General features: G+C 68.8%; 9 protein-coding genes. All 9 read left to right on the forward strand.

The features are described from left to right. Nucleotides 1–1,405: TIM-barrel domain-containing protein (locus VFY73_RS19060; RefSeq protein ID WP_329721693.1), on the forward strand; the 1,405-nt coding region annotated here is incomplete at its 5' end. Nucleotides 1,406–1,416: 11 nt separating this feature from the next. After that, nucleotides 1,417–3,369 carry a sialate O-acetylesterase gene (locus VFY73_RS19065; protein ID WP_329721695.1) on the forward strand — a complete coding sequence of 651 codons (1,953 nt, stop codon included), beginning with the start codon at nt 1,417–1,419 and terminating at the stop codon, nt 3,367–3,369. Between the two features lie 32 nt (nt 3,370–3,401). Continuing rightward, complete coding sequence (locus tag VFY73_RS19070) at nt 3,402–5,558, forward strand: LamG-like jellyroll fold domain-containing protein (RefSeq protein ID WP_329721697.1); 2,157 nt, start codon at nt 3,402–3,404, stop codon at nt 5,556–5,558. 109 nt (nt 5,559–5,667) lie between these two features. Continuing rightward, entirely contained in the window at nt 5,668–7,839 is a 2,172-nt protein-coding gene (locus tag VFY73_RS19075; RefSeq protein ID WP_329721699.1) for a glycoside hydrolase family 9 protein, read from the forward strand. 93 nt (nt 7,840–7,932) lie between these two features. Next, a complete protein-coding gene (locus tag VFY73_RS19080; RefSeq protein ID WP_329721701.1) occupies nt 7,933–10,449 on the forward strand; it encodes a dockerin in 2,517 nt (838 codons plus the stop codon). Nucleotides 10,450–10,588: 139 nt separating this feature from the next. Then, nucleotides 10,589–13,177, forward strand: coding sequence for a glycoside hydrolase family 2 protein (locus VFY73_RS19085; RefSeq protein WP_329721703.1), 2,589 nt, complete (start codon nt 10,589–10,591; stop codon nt 13,175–13,177). Nucleotides 13,178–13,214: 37 nt separating this feature from the next. Then, nucleotides 13,215–14,030 (forward strand): CPBP family intramembrane glutamic endopeptidase, encoded by an 816-nt coding sequence (locus VFY73_RS19090; protein WP_329721705.1) that lies wholly within the window; start codon nt 13,215–13,217, stop codon nt 14,028–14,030. A gap of 31 nt (nt 14,031–14,061) precedes the next feature. Beyond that, nucleotides 14,062–15,348: a GDSL-type esterase/lipase family protein gene (locus VFY73_RS19095; protein WP_329721707.1), complete on the forward strand. Its 1,287-nt coding sequence runs from the start codon at nt 14,062–14,064 to the stop codon at nt 15,346–15,348. Then, a partial coding sequence (locus tag VFY73_RS19100; RefSeq protein ID WP_329721709.1) for a glycoside hydrolase family 95 protein occupies nt 15,345–16,768 on the forward strand: 1,424 nt, incomplete at its 3' end. The genes VFY73_RS19095 and VFY73_RS19100, both read left to right, overlap by 4 nt.

Consider the following 16,768-nt stretch of genomic DNA (forward strand, 5'->3'; position numbering starts at 1 on the left):
CTGGGCCGCATTGCGCGCGCAGATTTCGGGTGGCCTGAACGTCGCGATGGCCGGCCAACCCTACTGGACGCAGGACACCGGCGGTTTCTTCGTCAACTTCGGCGGCGGCCAGCACAACCCGGCCTGGCGCGAGCTGTACGCACGCTGGAACCAGTTCGGCATCTTCAACCCCGTCTACCGCATCCACGGCACCAGCGTCGACCGCGAGCCCTACCTGTTCAAGACACTGGACCCGCCCGTCTACGCCTCGCTGCTCGGCGCCGCGCAGCTGCGCATGCGCCTGCTGCCCTACCTCTACGGCCTGGCCTGGCGCAGCACGCACGAGGGCTACACCATGATGCGCGGCCTGGCGATGGACTTCCCCGACCAGCCTGCGCTGCGCAAGGTGGACGACACCTACATGTTCGGCCCCGCCTTCCTGGTGCAGCCGATCACCCGGGCGATGTTCCACCCCGAGGCGCCGCCGCCGCTGACCGTGCCGGCCACACAGCTGCGCACGCCCGACGGCCAACGCGGCCTGGTGCTGGAGTACTTCGACGGCATGAACTTCGAGAAGCCCGCCAGCCGCACGGTCGACACCGTCGTTGCCCACCATTGGCCCGACCCGCCGCTGGGCAGCATCCCGCCCGGCCTGAAGAGCCTCGGCAACTTCTCGGCGCGCTGGACCGGTGAGCTCACGGTCGCGGAGAGCGGCGACTACGAGCTGGGCGTCGAGGGCGACGATGGCTTTCGCATGTGGCTGGACGACCAGCTCGCCGTCGACGAGTGGGCCGTCGGCGGCGCGCGCTTCAAGGGCCATGTGATGACCCTGCGCGAAGGCCAGGTGCTGAAGGTCCGCGTCGACTTCTTCCAGGCCGGCGGTGGCCGCGTGCTGCGCCTGGCCTGGCGCACGCCCGCCCAGCGCCGCGAGCAAGCCGAGGCGCAGCGCAAGATCGACCAGCGCCAGGCCACGCTGCTGCCCGCTGGCTGCGAGTGGTTCGACTTCTGGACCGGCGAGCGCCATGCCGGCGGCCAGCGCGTCGAGCGCGACTACACGCTGGAGCAGTTCCCGCTGTTCGTGCGCGCCGGCGCCATCGTGCCGCTGGGCCCGGTGGTCGAACACACCGGCCAGCAGCCCGACGCGCCCTGGGAGATCCGCATCTACCCCGGCGCCGATGCCAGCTTCACGCTCTACGACGACGACGGCGAGACCTACCGCTATGAACGCGGCGAGCGCGCCACCACCACCCTGCGCTGGGACGAGGCGTACCGCACGCTGCACATCGGCGCCCGCCAGGGCCGCTACCCCGGCATGGCGGCGCGGCGTGACCTGCAAGTGCGGCTGATGGCCCCGCCCGGCCGCGCTGAACAGACGACAACCATCCGCTACGACGGCCGCGCAGTGAGCGTGCCACTCGGCCAATGACGACCCGAACGATGAAGAGAACCCTCCTGCCCCTGATGCTCGCCCTGCTGGGCGCCACCGCCCAGGCCGAAGTGCGCCTGGCCAACGTCTTCAGCGAGCACATGGTGCTGCAGCGCGACCGCCCGCTGCGGCTGTGGGGATCGGCCACCCCGGGCCAGACGCTGAGCGTCGAGTTCGCCGGCCGCAAGTGGAGTGCGAAGGTCGGTGTCGACGGGCGCTGGAGCGTGCAGCTGCCGGCGCTGCCGGCAGGTGGCCCGCACCGCCTGCTCGTCAGGGGCGACCAGACCGTGGTCCTGAACGACGTGCTGATCGGCGACGTCTGGCTGCTGGGCGGCCAGTCCAACATGGAATGGGTGCTGGCCGAGACCGACACCGCCGCGCAGGAGATCGCCTCGCCGCAGAACCCGCAGCTGCGCCACCTGCGCGTGCCGCACCGCGCCAGCGTCAAGCCCGAAGCCGAGATCGCGCCCGCCTCCTGGGTGGTGGCCGAGCCCGGCAAGGTGGGTGAGTTCAGCGCCGTCGGCTACCACTTCGCGCGCCAGATGCAGGCGGTGCAGGGCGTGCCCATCGGCCTCATCAACACCGCCTGGGGCGGCTCGATGCTGGAGACCTGGGTGCGCCGCGATGCCGCCCTGCAGGACCCGGACCTGGCCCCCGCCGTGCGTGCGCTGCCGGCCGACAACGCCAGCTTCGGCGCCGCACTGCGCGAGCGCGCGCTGGCCCGGGTCACGGCCTGGCAACAGGGCCTGCCGCTGGACAGCGCCGAGGCACCGGGCTGGTCGACCGCCGCCGACATCGACGGCAACTGGCCCAGCCTGCCGGCACCCGGCAACTGGGAGGCCCACGGCCTGCACGACGTGGACGGCATCGTCTGGCTGCGCAAACACGTCGAGCTGAGCGCTGCGCAGGCCAGCGGTGCGGCGCAACTGCACCTGGCCCAGGTTGACGACTGCGACGAGGTGTGGGTCAACGGCCAACGCGTCGGCGGCCAGTGCGGCTGGCAGCAACCGCGCCGCTATGCGCTGCCGGCCGGCCTGCTGCGCACCGGTGCCAACTGGATCGCCGTGCGCGTGACCGACCAGGCCGGCGGTGGAGGCTTCCACGGCGACGCAGCGGCCATGCGCCTGGACACCGCCGCCGGTGCCGTGCCGCTGGCCGGCGCGTGGAAGGCGCGCGTCGAGCAGGTCACGGCATCGCCCCTGCCCGCCGCGAATGACGCCCCGACCCTCGGCCACAACGGCCTGGTGGCGCCGCTTCAAGGTTTGTCGGTGCGCGGCGTGCTCTGGTACCAGGGCGAGGAGAACTCAGGGCGCGCGGCCGCCTACGCCGACGGCTTCAAGCGCCTGATCCAGGACTGGCGCGGCCAGTTCGGCGACCCCAAGCTGCCCTTCTTGTTCGTGCAGCTGGCCGCCTGGTTCCCGCTGGCCGACAACCGGCCCGACGGCAACGGCTGGGCCGAGCTGCGCGCCAGCCAGGCCAGCGCCCTGGCCCTGCCCCACACCGGCATGGCCACCGCCATCGACATCGGCGATGCGGTCGACATCCACCCGCGCAACAAGCGCACCGTCGGCCAGCGCCTGGCCCGGTTGGCGATGCACGAGCTGGGCCTGCGCGCCGCGCCGGCCAGTGGCCCGCGCTTCATCGGGCATGTGGCCCGTGGCGGTGAACTCGAGCTGCGCTTCGACAGTACCGCAGGTGGCCTGCGCACTGCCCGCGCTGGTGAGCCGTTGCGCGGCTTCTACGTGGCTGGCATCGACCGCCGCTGGGCACCGGCACAGGCGCGCTTCGACGGCGACCGCATCGTGCTGAACAGCCCCTCGGTGCCGGCCCCGGTGGCCGCCCGCTACGCCTGGGTCAACAACCCGAGCGAGGCCAACGTCATCGGCGGCGACGGCCTGCCCCTGCCGCCGCTGCGCACCGACGACTGGCCGCTGGAATCGGCCGGCCGGCGCTACGGGCGCTGAACCCCTTCGTCACACCTCCACTGGAACCTCAAATGAAAAAGCCCCTGACAGCCGTCGAGCGTGCAGGCCCGCACGCGCTGCCCGATCCGGCCCGCCGCGCGCTCTCATTGAGCCTCGGCCTTTTGCCGGTGCTGCACCTGCTGCCGGGGTGCACGCCATCGCAGGCGCAGACAACCGATGCGCCGGCAACCGATACCGCCCAGGCCCTTCTGTCCACCAAGGGGCCGATTCATCCGGGCCTGCTGCACACCGAGGCCGACCTGCAGCGCATGCACGACAAGGTCGGTGCAGGCGAAGAGCCATGGACCGCGGGCTATGGCATGTTCCTCGCGGCCCACTGGTCCGACCTGGGCGCGACGCCTCACCCGCTGGAGGTCGTCAACCGCGGGGGCAGCGACGAGAACTACTGGGTGATGACACTCGACATGCAGCGGGCCTACCACCTCGCGCTGCGCTGGAAGATCACCGGAGACGAAGCTTACGCCCTCGATTCGGTGAGGTTCCTCAACGCCTGGTCGTCGACGCTCAAGCGGCTGGGCGGCGACTCCAACGTCTACCTCGCGTCGGGCCTGTATGGCAACCAGTGGGCCATGGCCGCCGAGCTGATGCGCGACTACCCCGGCTGGGCAGAGGCCGACCAGGCCCGGTTCCGCACGATGCTGCTGGACATCTTCTATCCGCTGTGCCACAGCTTCCTGACCGACCACAACGGCACCGAGATCCGCAAGGTCACCCACTACTGGGCCAACTGGGACCTGGCCAACCTCTGCGCCACCTATGCGATCGGGGTGTTCTGCGACCGGCCCGACCTGATGGCCGAGGCCGGCGACTACTACAAGGGCGGCCGGGGCAACGGCGCGTCGGCCCACCACGTGTACTTCGTGCACCCCGGCCACCTGGGGCAATGGCAGGAAAGCCACCGCGACCAGGGCCACTCGACGCTCGGCATCGCCCTGGCCGGCATGCTGTGCGAGATGGCGTGGAACCAGGGCGAGGACCTCTACGGCCACTGGAACAACCGCTTGCTGGCCGGCGCCGAGTACGTCGCCAAGACCAACCTCACCGACGCCAACGGCACGTTCTACGCCATGCCGTTCGCGCCCTACACCGGCGTGCATGGCTCAGGTACCGAGGTCGCCGGTCTCGGAAGTTACCGCCCGAACTGGGAGCTGATCTACCACCACTACGTGAGCCGCAAGGGCCTGTCGGCACCGTGGACGGAAGCGATGCTCGACAAGGTGCGACCCGAGCGCGCCGATGGTGGCGACCAGCCCGGCCTGGGCACGCTCTTCTATACGCGCGATCCGGCGCCGGCTGCGAAGCCGAGTGGCCTGCACGCTTTCCTCGCGGGCGGCAAGGTGCTGCTGTCATGGTGGGGCAGTGCCGATGCCGCCCACTACCTGGTCCAGCGGGCGAGTTCGCGCAGCGGACCGTTCACGACCATCGCACAGGTGACCGATCCCCGCACCTTCACCGATGCCCCCGCCAAGGGCACCTGGTACTACCGGATCACCGCAGTGACCGCCAAGGGCCGCGAACGCGTCGGCGACAAGATCGTCCGCATCGCCGCTCCCAGCGAGCTGTGGCTGCACTTGCCGCTGAATGGCAACGCCAAAGATGTCAGCGGCCATGACCGGCACGCCAAGCTGCTGGGCGGTGCAAGCTTCGGCGAAGGCCGGAACGGAACACGCGCCGTGCTGTTCGATGGCGAGAGCGGCTACGTGGCCCTGCCCGACGGCGTCGTGTCGACCTTGGGCGATTTCACGGTCGCGATGTGGGTCTACTCCGAGACCACCGCCGTCAACACGCGCCTGTTCGACTTCGGCTCGGACGACGTCGCCTACGTGGCGCTTTCACCCCGCAGCGGCGACCAGCGGCTGCACTTCCTGGCCTCGCGCGAGCAGTTCTGGCCCAAACAGGAGCTGCATGCCGAACCGCTGCCGAACGACCGCTGGGTGCATGTGGCCGTCACGCTGGGCGGCACCGTCGGCACGCTGTATGTGGACGGCGCCCCGGTCGCGAGCCACGACGGGATCTGGATGACGCCCTACCAGATGGGCCACACCAAGCAGACCTGGCTGGGGCGCTCGCAGTACGGCGGCGACCGGCTCTTCAAGGGCCGCATGCAGGACGTTCGCATCTACAGCGGCGCACTGAGCGCGAGTGCCATCGCCAAGCTGGCGCGCTGAACAACGAGCTTCTTCAACGATGGCTGGCCGTTGAAGACCACCCAGGCGAATCGTTGGGATTCGCCAAACCGTCCGGCCTGACAGAGCGAACCGAGAACGGAGACAACACGTGAAACTCAAGAAAAGCGTGCTGCTTGTACTGGCAGCCTTGGGTGCGCCTGCATGGGCGCAGACGTGCAACCCCAGCACCGTCACGCCGTACCTCAACATCAATGGCACCAGTCCCTGGGCGGTCCAGGCATCGGCGTCGCTGAACGCCGGTTCCCGGGTCGTGATGGGCCCGCAGCCACTGCAGGGCACCTGGTCATGGAACGGCTGCGGCACCTCGGGCGCCTCGCGCGAGCAGACGATCAAGCTCAGCAACAGTTGCACGGCCACCGCCACCTACACCAACAGCTGCGGCGCGAAGACGGTGCAGAACTACACCTTCAGCGTGGCGCCGGCGCCGGCCGCCAACGTGGCCAGGTACATCATGGTCGACCAGTTCGGCTACCTGCCCAACCGCAAGAAGATCGCGGTGCTGCGCTTGCCCAAGGTGGGCTATGACAGCAACGAGTTCTACTGGCCCCAGCAGTTGCAGGTGGTGAACGCGGCCAACGGCACGGTCGTCTACACCTTCTGGCCGCGCGACTGGAACGAGCTGAAGACCGACCCCTCGTCGGGCGACCAGGTCTGGCATTTCGAGTTCAGCCAGATCACCACGCCGGGCACCTACGAGATCGTCGACCCGAACGCCAACCAGCGCTCCGCACGCTTCGAGATTGGCGACAACGTCTACCGCAACGTGTTGATCCAGGCCGTGCGCAGCTTCTATTACCAGCGCGCCGGCCAGGCCAAGAACGCGGCCCAAGCGGGCGCCGGCTGGGCCGACGGCGCCAGCCACCTGAAGACCGGGCAGGACTCGCAGGCGCGCCGCTGGCACGACAAGAACAACGCCAACACCGCGCGCGACCTGCGCGGCGGCTGGTATGACGCGGGCGACTTCAACAAGTACACCAGCTGGGCCGCCGGCTATGTGCAGGACCTGCTGGACGCCTACAGCCAGAACCCCACGGTCTGGACCGACGACTTCAACATCCCCGAGTCCCGCAACGGCATCCCCGACCTGCTCGACGAGGTGAAGTGGGGCCTGGACTGGCTGGTGCGCATGCAGAACAGCAACGGCTCGGTGCTGTCCATCGTCGGCATGTCGCACGCCAGCCCACCCTCTGCCGCGAATGGCCCGAGCTACTACGGGGACGCCAGCACCTCGGCCACGCTCGGGGCGGCCGCGGCCTACGCGCACGGCGCGAAGGTGTTCGGCGGCTTGAACAACACGGCGATGAAGAACTATGCCGCCGACCTGCTGACGCGGGCCCGCAACGCATGGAACTGGGCCGCCGCCAACCCGAACGTCACCTTCCGCAACAACGACGAATCGAACGGCACGCAGGGCCTCGGCGCAGGCCAGCAGGAAACCGACGACAGGGGCCGCCAGCAGATGCGCCTGTTCGCCGCCATCAAGCTCTTCGCGGCCACCGGCGAAGCCACCTACCGCGACTATGTCGATGCGCACTACACGGAAGAGCCGCTGATGGGCTCGTGGTACATCTCGCCGTTCAACGCCGGCAGCGCGAGCAACCTGCTGTACTACGCGTCGCTGCCCGGCGCCACCGCCAGTGTCGCGAGCGCCATCCGCACGCGCTACGTCGACATGTGGGCCCGCGCGGACTACGGCGGCTGGGGCGCGGTCGACTCCCAACGCGACCCGTATCGCGCCTACATCGATTCCTACACCTGGGGCAGCAACGGGGTGAAGGGCCTGGCCGGCACGCTGTTCGCGAACGAAAGCTACTACGGCATCAACCGCCGCAGCGCCGACGAAGTGGCCGATGCCGCGTCCGGCTACCTGCACTACCTGCACGGCGTGAACCCGTTCGGCAAGGTCTACCTGACCAACATGACGAGCTTCGGCGCCGAGAAGTCGGTCAACCAGATCTTCCATTCCTGGTTCAGCGACGGCAGCGCGATGTGGGACAGCGCCGCGACCTCGACCTACGGCCCCGCGCCGGGCATCGTCGTCGGCGGCCCCAACTACAACCAGTGGGACTGGGACTCGCGCTGCCCTGGAATCTCCCCAGCCTGCGGCACGAGCCGGCCGACCCCGCCGTGGGGCCAACCGGCGCAGAAGTCGTACCTCGACTTCAACGACGGCTGGCCGCTGCAATCCTGGCCGATCAGCGAGAACTCCAACGGCTACCAGACGGCCTACATCCGGCTGCTGGCCCGTTTCGTCAAGTAAGTGATCTCCGTCGAGCCCGCACGCCACTGGCGGCCCAACTTTCCCAACGCTCGTGAAACAACCAGCCGAGCCCATTCACCTGAAAGGTAGAACATGAAATTGTCGTTGTCGACTTTGATACTGGCCCTCGGGGCCGGCGCGGGGGTACCAGCCCTCGCGCAGACCTGCCCGCCGACCACCATAACGCCGTATGTGAACGTCAACGGCAAGTGGCTGCAAAAGGACTCTGTCACGCTCAAGACCGGCCAGTCGGCCATCCTCGGCCCACGTCCGGCGTCCGGCGGCAGCTGGAGCTGGAGTGGCTGCGGCACCACCGGCACCTCGCGCGAGCAGACCATCCAGCCAGCGGCCGCCTGCACGGCCACGGCCACCTACACCAACGACTGCGGCGCCAAGAGCCAGCAGCTGTTCACGATCAAGGTCGGCACCTGGGCCAGCGTGAAGTTCGGCGGCGGCGGCTACGTCACCGGCCTGATCTTCCATCCCACCACCGCGAACCTGCTGTATGCACGCACCGACATCGGCGGCGCCTATCGCTGGAACCAGGCATCCTCGTCCTGGATGCCGCTCACCGATGGCCTGGGTTTCGGCGGCGCAGAGGGCTCGTACCACGGCATCGAGAGCATCGCCGTCGACCCGAACAATGACAAGCTCGTCTACATGGCAGCGGGCATGTACAACTCTGACAAGGCTGACGCCCGCCTGTACATCTCCAGCGACCGCGGCAATCACTGGAGCTACGTCAACCTGCCGTTCTCGACAGGCGGCAACAACGGCGGTCGTGCCATCGGCGAACGGATGATGGTCGACCCCAACAAGCCGTCGAGGCTGTTCTACGGCTCGCGCACCGCGGGCCTGTGGAAGAGCACGAACTCGGGCCGCACCTGGGCCCAGGTCACGTCGCTGTCGACGGCCAAGATGACACAGGAGCAGATCAATGCCGTGGGCGGTAGCGCCATGGGCGTCGAACTGGTGGTGTACGACACCAGCACCAAGGGCGCCGGCACGGCCACACAGACGATCTACACGGCCATCGCCCCGGACTACGCCAACGTGGCGGGCCTGAGCGCCAACCTGTACAAGTCGACCAACGGCGGCGCATCGTGGACTGCGGTCTCGACTCCCGTGTCGGGCTACCACATCCCGCACATGGTGCGCGCCGCCGACGGCATGTTCTATGTCGTGTTCACCAAGGATGCAGGGCCCGGCGCCGGCGGTCCGGGCCGGCTCTACAAGTTCGACGGAGCGAACTGGACCCTGCTCAAGAGCGTCGATCCGACGGAATGGACGAACCCTGGCCTGGGCGGCCTGTCCGTCTCCGGCAAGGGCGCGACCACGCGCATTGCCCTGGGCGTGAGCAACACCTGGGGCAACTTCAGCGGCCAGCAGATCGTGCAGCTGTCCGACGACGCGGGCCTGAACTGGCGCGAGATCGAGGCGATGACGCCGGGCGAGACCGCTTCCGGCTGGGTCGACGATGTCGAGATCGATCCGTCCAACCGCGACCACATCCTCCACGTCCATGGCGGCGGTGTCATCGAGACCAGGGACGCCTCCTCCGCCACGCCGACGTGGCACGGCACCATCGAGGGCATCGAGGAGACCGCCACCCTGGCCATCGTCACGCCCCCGGCCGGCGCGCCGTACAAGTTCATCAACAGTGCCGGCGACGTCGGTACCTGGGTCCATACGGATCTCGCGAAGACGCCCACCTTGAGTCCTGGCTTGGGCTGGAGCAACGGCAACGCTGCCGACATGGCGTGGTCCGATCCGCTGTACATCGCCGCAGGCGGCGTCGTCAACTCTTCCGGGGCCGGCACCGGCTATTGGTCGGGCGACGGCGGCAAGACCTGGGCGAGCTTCGCCACGCTCGCCCCTGGCGCTGCGACCAACACGAGCAGCGAATCGAGCATCGCGGTCACCGCGCGAAATCAGGCGGTCTGGGCGCCGGCCAACTCGGTGCCTTCGTACACGACCAACAACGGCGCCAGCTGGGTCGCGACCGACCTGCCCGCGTTGCCCGGCGTCGGCTGGAATCGTGGCTACCGCCTGGTGACGGACCGCAAGAACCCGAACAAGGTCTACGCCTACGATTCGGGCGGCGCGTGGTGGGCGTCGGCGGGCAAGGTCTACGTCTCCAACGACGGCGGCCACAGCTTCGCGCTGAGCCAGGGCTCGGTGTCGGCTGGACTCGCAGCGAACGGCTGGTGGGTCACCTCGATGGCGGTCAACCCCAAGGTCGAGGGCGACCTGTGGCTGGCCGATGGCAATGCCCTGTACCACTCGGTGGACTCGGGAGCCAGCTGGTCCAAGCTCAGCACCTTCGCGTCCGTCTGTGGCAGCAACCCGTGGCCCGACCTGCAGGGCGCGACGGTGGTGGCGCTGGGCAAGCGCAAGGCCGGCGCCACGTACGCGGCCGCGGTGTACGTGGTGGGCACCGTCAACGGCGTGTGGGGCGTGTACCGCTCCGACGATGGCGGCGCGACCTGGGCGCGCCACAACGACGACGACCACCAGTTCGGCGGCATCGGCGTGATGGCGGCCGACCAGAGCGTCTACGGACGCATCTACGTCAGCGGCACAGGCCGAGGGCTGCTGTACAGCAACTGACCGTGCCATGAGCGCAAGGACAGCGGCGCGCCCGCGTGCCGCTGTCCCAGATCTCGTCCCTCAGAACGGGCCCTATCGGCTTTTGGAACGCCGACGGCCTACCTCCGCCTGCTCACCCGTTTCTTGAAGTGATGCCTGGATGACCCGCTTGCTCTGCCTCGTGCTGGCCGTGTGCGCCGGCCTGTTCGCCAATCTCGCGCACGCAGTGGAGCGCACCAGCGTGGTCATCAACCGCGACTGGACCTTCACGCTCGGCAACCCGGCCGACGCGCAGGCGCCCGGCCACGACACGGCGCAGTGGCGCCGTGTCGACCTGCCGCATTCCTTCTCCGAGCCCTACTTCCTGGGCACGGGCTTCTACGTCGGCCACGGCTGGTACCGCAAGCAGCTGGACATCCCCACGGGCGCCATCGGCAAACGCATCACGCTGGAATTCGATGGTGTCTTCCAGGACGCGGTGGTCTGGGTCAATGGCCAGAAGGCCGGCCGCCACGTGGGCGGCTACACGGGCTTCGAGGTCGACATCACGCCGCATGTGAAAGCCGGCCACAACCTGCTGGCCGTGCACGTCAACAACCTGTGGAACGCGCGTGTCGCGCCGCGCGCCGGCGAGCACCAGTTCTCCGGCGGCATCTACCGCAATGTCCGCCTGGTCGTCACCGACCCGGTGCACGTGGCCTGGTACGGCACCTTCGTGACCACGCCCAAGGTCTCCGACGACCGCGCCACCGTGCGCGTGCAAACCGAGGTGCGCAACCAGCGCGCGGCGCCGGCCAAGGTCACGCTGGTGTCCGAAGTGCTGGACGCCACCGGCAAGCGCATCACACAGCATCGCAGCGAGCGGACCGTGCCCGCCGCGGGCAAGTTCGACTATGACCAGACGCTGCCCGGGATCGCGTCGCCCAGGCTGTGGTCGCCAGACCAACCCTATCTGTACAAGCTGGTCAGCCAGCTTCACGTCAACGGCAAGCCGGTCGACCGCTTCGAGACGCCCTTCGGCATCCGCACCATCCAGTTCACCGCCGACAAGGGCTTCTTCCTCAATGGCAAGCACTTCTACATGGTCGGCGCCAACGTGCACCAGGACCAGGCAGGCTGGGCTGACGGCGTGACCGACGGCGCTGCCCGGCGCGACGTGCAGATGGTCAAGGACGCCGGCTTCAACTTCATCCGCGGCTCGCACTACCCGCACTCGCCGGCGTTCTCGAAGGCCACCGACGAGCTTGGCCTGCTGTTCTGGTCGGAAGCGCCCTTCTGGGGCATCGGCGGCTTCGGCGCGGACGGCAGCTGGCTGTCCAGCGCCTACCCGCCCGACGCGGCCGATCGGCCCGACTTCGAGGCCAGCGCGCTGCAGCAGGCGGCCGAGATGATCCGCATTCACCGCAACCACCCGTCCATCGTCATCTGGAGCGCGAGCAACGAGCCCTTCTTCACCGTCGGCGACGCGATGGCGCCGATGCGCGACTACCTCAAACGCCAGGTCGAGTTCATGAAAAAGCTGGACCCGACGCGCCCCGTGGCCATCGGCGGCGCGCAGCGCGGCGAGATCGACAAGCTGGGCGACGTGGCCGGCTACAACGGCGACGGCACCACGCTGTTCCTGAACCCGGGCGTGCCCTCGGTGGTGTCGGAATACGGCTCCACGATGGTCGACCGCCCCGGCGCCTATGAACCAGGCTTCGGGCTGATGCCCGACACGGTGGACAAGAAGGACAGCACCAAGCCCTACGCGTGGCGCTACCCCTGGCGCTCGGGCGAAGCGCTGTGGTGCGCTTTCGACCACGGCTCCATCGCCTCCATCGAGTTCGGCTCGATGGGCTTCATCGATTACTTCCGCCTGCCCAAGCGCCAGTACCACTGGTACCGCCACACCTACGCCGGCGTGCCGCCACCCGCCTGGCCGGTAGACGGCCGACCCGCGCAGCTGCAGCTGATCGCCAGCCAGACGGTGATTCGCGGCACCCAGGGGCTGGACGACGCGCACCTCATCGTCAGCGTGCAGGACGAGGCCGGGCGCGCTTTGAGCAACTCGCCGGACGTCACGCTGCGCATCGTCAGCGGCCCCGGCAAGTTCCCCACCGGTCGCAGCATCGCTTTCAGCAACAAGTCCCTGGTCGCCATCCGCGACGGCCAGGCCGCGATCACCTTCCGCTCGTACTTCGCCGGCCAAACCGTCATCGAGGCGACGTCCCCGGGCCTGAAGCCAGCGCGCATCACGATCACGACGACGGGGCCCGACCCGTTCGTTCCGGGCCAGTCGCCGTTGGCGCCAGACCAGCCCGTCATCACCTACCCGCCGTTTACCCGCATCGCCTTCCCGGGCGATCCGGTCAACGTGACCATCAACCGGCCAACGTCGACCAGCAGCGCCGAACCCGGCCACGAAGGCCCCAAGGCCAACGACGACCAGGAACAGACCTCGTGGCAGGCCAACACCAAGGACAGTTCCGCCTTCTGGCTCGTCCACCTGGAGAACGTCTACGCGCTGCACTGGCTGGCGGTGGTCATGCCCGACGAGCGGGGTGCCGACTTCGTCGTCGAGATCAGCAAGGACGGCACCGACTGGCGCCAGGTCGCCGAGGCCAAGGGGGGGCGCAAGGGCTACGACTTCGCGCTGTTCGAGAAGCCGCTCACCGCAACCTTCCTGCGCATCCGCTTCCCCGCCGTCACGCCGGCGCACCCGGCCGCGCTCAGTGAAGTGCGGGTGATCGCCAAGCCGGCGAACTGAACGCGTGGAGCCGACCATCAACAGCAAGCACGCACCCGTGAGCCCCACGCCGCGCGTGAGTTCACTGTGCCTGTTCCTGGCGCTCGCCGGCGCCGCGATCGCGACATTGCAGCTGGGCCACACCTTCTTTCCGGGGGATCGTGGGCTCGCTGTCACAGGGCGCGCGTTGTGCACGATGGCCGCCATCGGCGTCCTGGTCGCCGGCAGCCGGCGTCTCCTCGAGCGCGACGGCCTGCCCGCCGATCGTCTCGCACTGGGCATCGATGCGTGGCACAGCCGCGCCTTCGTGATCGGAGGCGGGATCGCTTGCGTACACATCTTGCTGCTGCTGGCGGGCGTGTGCGTGTTCGTGCCTTTCGAGGTCGGCGCCGGCCCCTTGCCCTTCTCAGCGGTCGCCGTCGCGGGTGTCGGGTATCTCACGGGCAACTTCGTCGAGGAACTGGTGTTTCGCGGCTACCTTCTGATCGTGCTCGCGCGGTGGGTCGGTACCGTGGGGGCCATCTGGCTGCTGGCGCTGCCTTTCGGGTTGTTCCACTTTCCCGGCCTCGATCCGTTGGCGCTGGGCAAGATGCTGCTCACCACCGGCGCCATGCACTTCGTCTACGCCTACGCCTGGATCGCCACCCGCTCGCTGGCGGCGGCGGTCGCGCTGCACGCCGTCGGCAACACGTTGCTGCACGAGGTGGTGGGCACGGGCAAGCCGGCTGCGTTGGCGCTTCATTTCTCGGGCTCGGTGCCTGACACCGTGCTCTTCGTCGTCTTCTTCGGTGTCAGCGCCTTGCTTGCATGGCTTCTGTCGCGCCTGCCCGCTGCGCGGCGCGGCGCAGCGTGGCTGGTGGCCACGCCGAGGTAATCGACCCCATGCCACACACAAGAACCGCTTCATGAAAACCATCCTGCGCTCCCTCCTTCTCGGCACCTCGCTCGTTGCCGGCATGTCAGGCGCGCTGGCGCAGACGGGTGCTGACTTCGTGGTCCTCCCCGCTCCTGCCGCGGCCTGGCGCACCGTCGTCGGATCCTGGGGCAACCAGGCCGAGCTGACAGGCGACAGCGTCCTCGCGCCGGGACCCAACCACGTCGGTGCCATCGCGTGGGGCAACGGCAGCCGGCGTGAGGCCGTGCAACTGGACTGGAAGGACCTCTGGGCGACGATGCTGCGCTTCGAGAGCCGCGAGCCGCTGGACCTGCGCCCATACCTCGGCGGCACGCTGGAGTTCGATCTCGATGTCACCGAGCTGGCCAAAGGTGGCGTGCGTGCGGTCGTGGGTTGCGGCGAATGGTGCGAACGCTCGGTCAACCTCATCGAACCGGCGCGCGCCTGGGCGGGGAAAGGCAGGCAGCATGTGGCGCTGGCGATGAGCTGCTTCGTTCGCGAGGGTGCCGATTTCTCCAAGGTGAGGCTGCCGTTCGCGCTGGAAGGCGCCGGCAGCGGCCGCGTCAGCGTGGCCAACGTGCGCATCACGCGCGAAGCCAAGGCCGGCCTGCCCTGCCCCGACCACCGCACCGAGTCGTTCACGCCGGCCCCGCAGACCGAATCGTTCTCGATCGACTGGTGGCTGCCGTTGCACACGCAGAAGCTGCAGGAGAAGAACCGGCTCGTCGCCGCCGGCACGCCACCCGAAGTGGTCTTCATCGGCGACTCGATCACCCAGGGCTGGGAGAACGAAGGGCGCGCGGTCTGGCAGCGCCACTTCGCCCGTCAAGCACTGGCGCTGGGTTTTGGCGGCGATCGCACCGAGAACGTGCTGTGGCGGCTGCAGAACGGCGAGGTCGACGGCATCACGCCCAAAGTGGCCGTGCTGATGATCGGCACCAACAACGCCGGCATGCGCACCCCTGAAAGCACCGCTGCCGGCGTCAAGCACCTGCTGCGCGAGCTTCGCCAACGCCTGCCGTCGACCCAGGTGCTGCTGCTGGCCATCTTCCCGCGCGGTGAGAAGCCCGATGACCACCTGCGCGGCGTCAACGATCGAGTCAACAAGCTCATCGCCGGCTACGCCGACGGCCGCAGCGTGCACTACCTGGACATCAGCGCCGCCCTGCTCAACCCCGACGGTTCGCTGAGCAAGGACGTCATGCCCGACCTGCTTCACCTCAGCGAGAAAGGGTATGCGATCTGGCAGCGCGCGATGGTACCCACGCTGCAGAGGCTGCTGGCGGAGCGCCCATGAACACCCAAGAACGAATCAGGAAACATCACGTGCAAGACAGGCGTCAATTCATCGCAACGGCCGGGCTCGCCCTGGCCTTCCCGGGCCTGGCGCAGGCCAAGGTGCTGGCCACCGAGCGCGAGGGCCGCAAGGACCTGTCGCTGTGGTACGACCAGCCCGCAGGCCCCTGGGTCGAGGCGCTGCCCGTCGGCAACGGCCGCCTGGGTGCCATGGTGTTCGGCCGGCCCGCCCAAGAGCGCCTGCAGTTCAACATCGACACTCTGTACGGCGGTGGCCCCTACGAGCAAGACAACCCCGGGTTCCGCGCGGCGCTGCCCAAGGTGCGCGAGCTGATCAACCAGCAACGCTGGAAGGAGGCCAACGACCTGGTTTCCGAGGCGCTGATGGGCAAGCCGATGAAGCAGATGCCTTTCAGCAGCGCAGGCGACCTGCTGATCGACTTTCCCGGCGTGACCGGCGCGGCCCGCTACCACCGCAGCCTCGACCTCGACAGCGCGACCACCACCACCACCTTCATCGATGGCCGCGGGCGCCACCGGCGCGAGGTCTTCAGCAGCGTGCCCGACCAGGTGGCAGTGATCCGGCTGGAGATCGAAGGTGAAGGCACCATCGACTTCGACCTGGCCTATCGCCACGCCGACTACAAGGGCTCCGGCGACCCCAGGCAAGGCCCTGACGGCGTGGTGTTCACGGGCACCCCCTGGGACCACCGCGAGCCGGCCAGGGCCGACCCGCGGCCGGACACGCTGTCGGTCCGCCCGGACGGCAACGATGCGCTGCTGATCGTGGGCCGCAACGTCGAGGCCTTCGGCATCAAGGGCGCGCTGCGCTATGCGCTGCGTGTGCAGGCGGTGGGCGACGGCCGCATCGAGGCCGCAGCCGACCGGCTGCGCGTGCGCGGCGCCCGCCGGCTCACACTCATCGTGGCCGGCGAGACGAGCTACGTGAACTACCAGGACGTCAGCGGCGACCCGGTGGCCGCCGTGCGCCAGCGCACCACGGGCGCTGCGCGCAAGCCCTTCGACACGCTGCGCACTGCCCACACGCAGGACCACCGCGCGCTGTTCCGCCGCCTGCACATCGACCTCGGCGGCCACGAGGCGGAAGGCCGGCCCACGCACGCGCGTATCGCCGGCGTGCCGCGCCAGGCGGATGCAGCGCTCGCCGCGCTGTACGTGCAGTACGCGCGCTACCTGCTGCTGTCGTGCTCGCGGCCGGGCAGCCAGCCGGCCAACCTGCAGGGCCTGTGGAACGAAGTGCTGCACCCGCCCTGGGAAGGCAAGTACACGATCAACATCAACACCGAGATGAACTACTGGCCTGCCGGGCCGGGGAACATCGGCGAGTGCTTCGAGCCGCTGCTGAAGATGGTGGAAGACCTCGCCGTCACCGGCGCGCGCACCGCGCGCAACAGCTACGG

This window comes from Ideonella sp. (assembly GCF_036277275.1).
Lineage (GTDB): Bacteria > Pseudomonadota > Gammaproteobacteria > Burkholderiales > Burkholderiaceae_C > Ideonella.

What these genes read in the sequence shown, in the direction of transcription:
- VFY73_RS19065 (WP_329721695.1), top strand. Translation starts at nt 1,417, where the DNA reads ATGAAGAGAACCCTCCTGCCCCTGATGCTCGCCCTGCTGGGCGCCACC.
- VFY73_RS19070 (WP_329721697.1), top strand. Translation starts at nt 3,402, where the DNA reads ATGAAAAAGCCCCTGACAGCCGTCGAGCGTGCAGGCCCGCACGCGCTG.
- VFY73_RS19080 (WP_329721701.1), top strand. Translation starts at nt 7,933, where the DNA reads ATGAAATTGTCGTTGTCGACTTTGATACTGGCCCTCGGGGCCGGCGCG.
- VFY73_RS19085 (WP_329721703.1), top strand. Translation starts at nt 10,589, where the DNA reads ATGACCCGCTTGCTCTGCCTCGTGCTGGCCGTGTGCGCCGGCCTGTTC.
- VFY73_RS19095 (WP_329721707.1), top strand. Translation starts at nt 14,062, where the DNA reads ATGAAAACCATCCTGCGCTCCCTCCTTCTCGGCACCTCGCTCGTTGCC.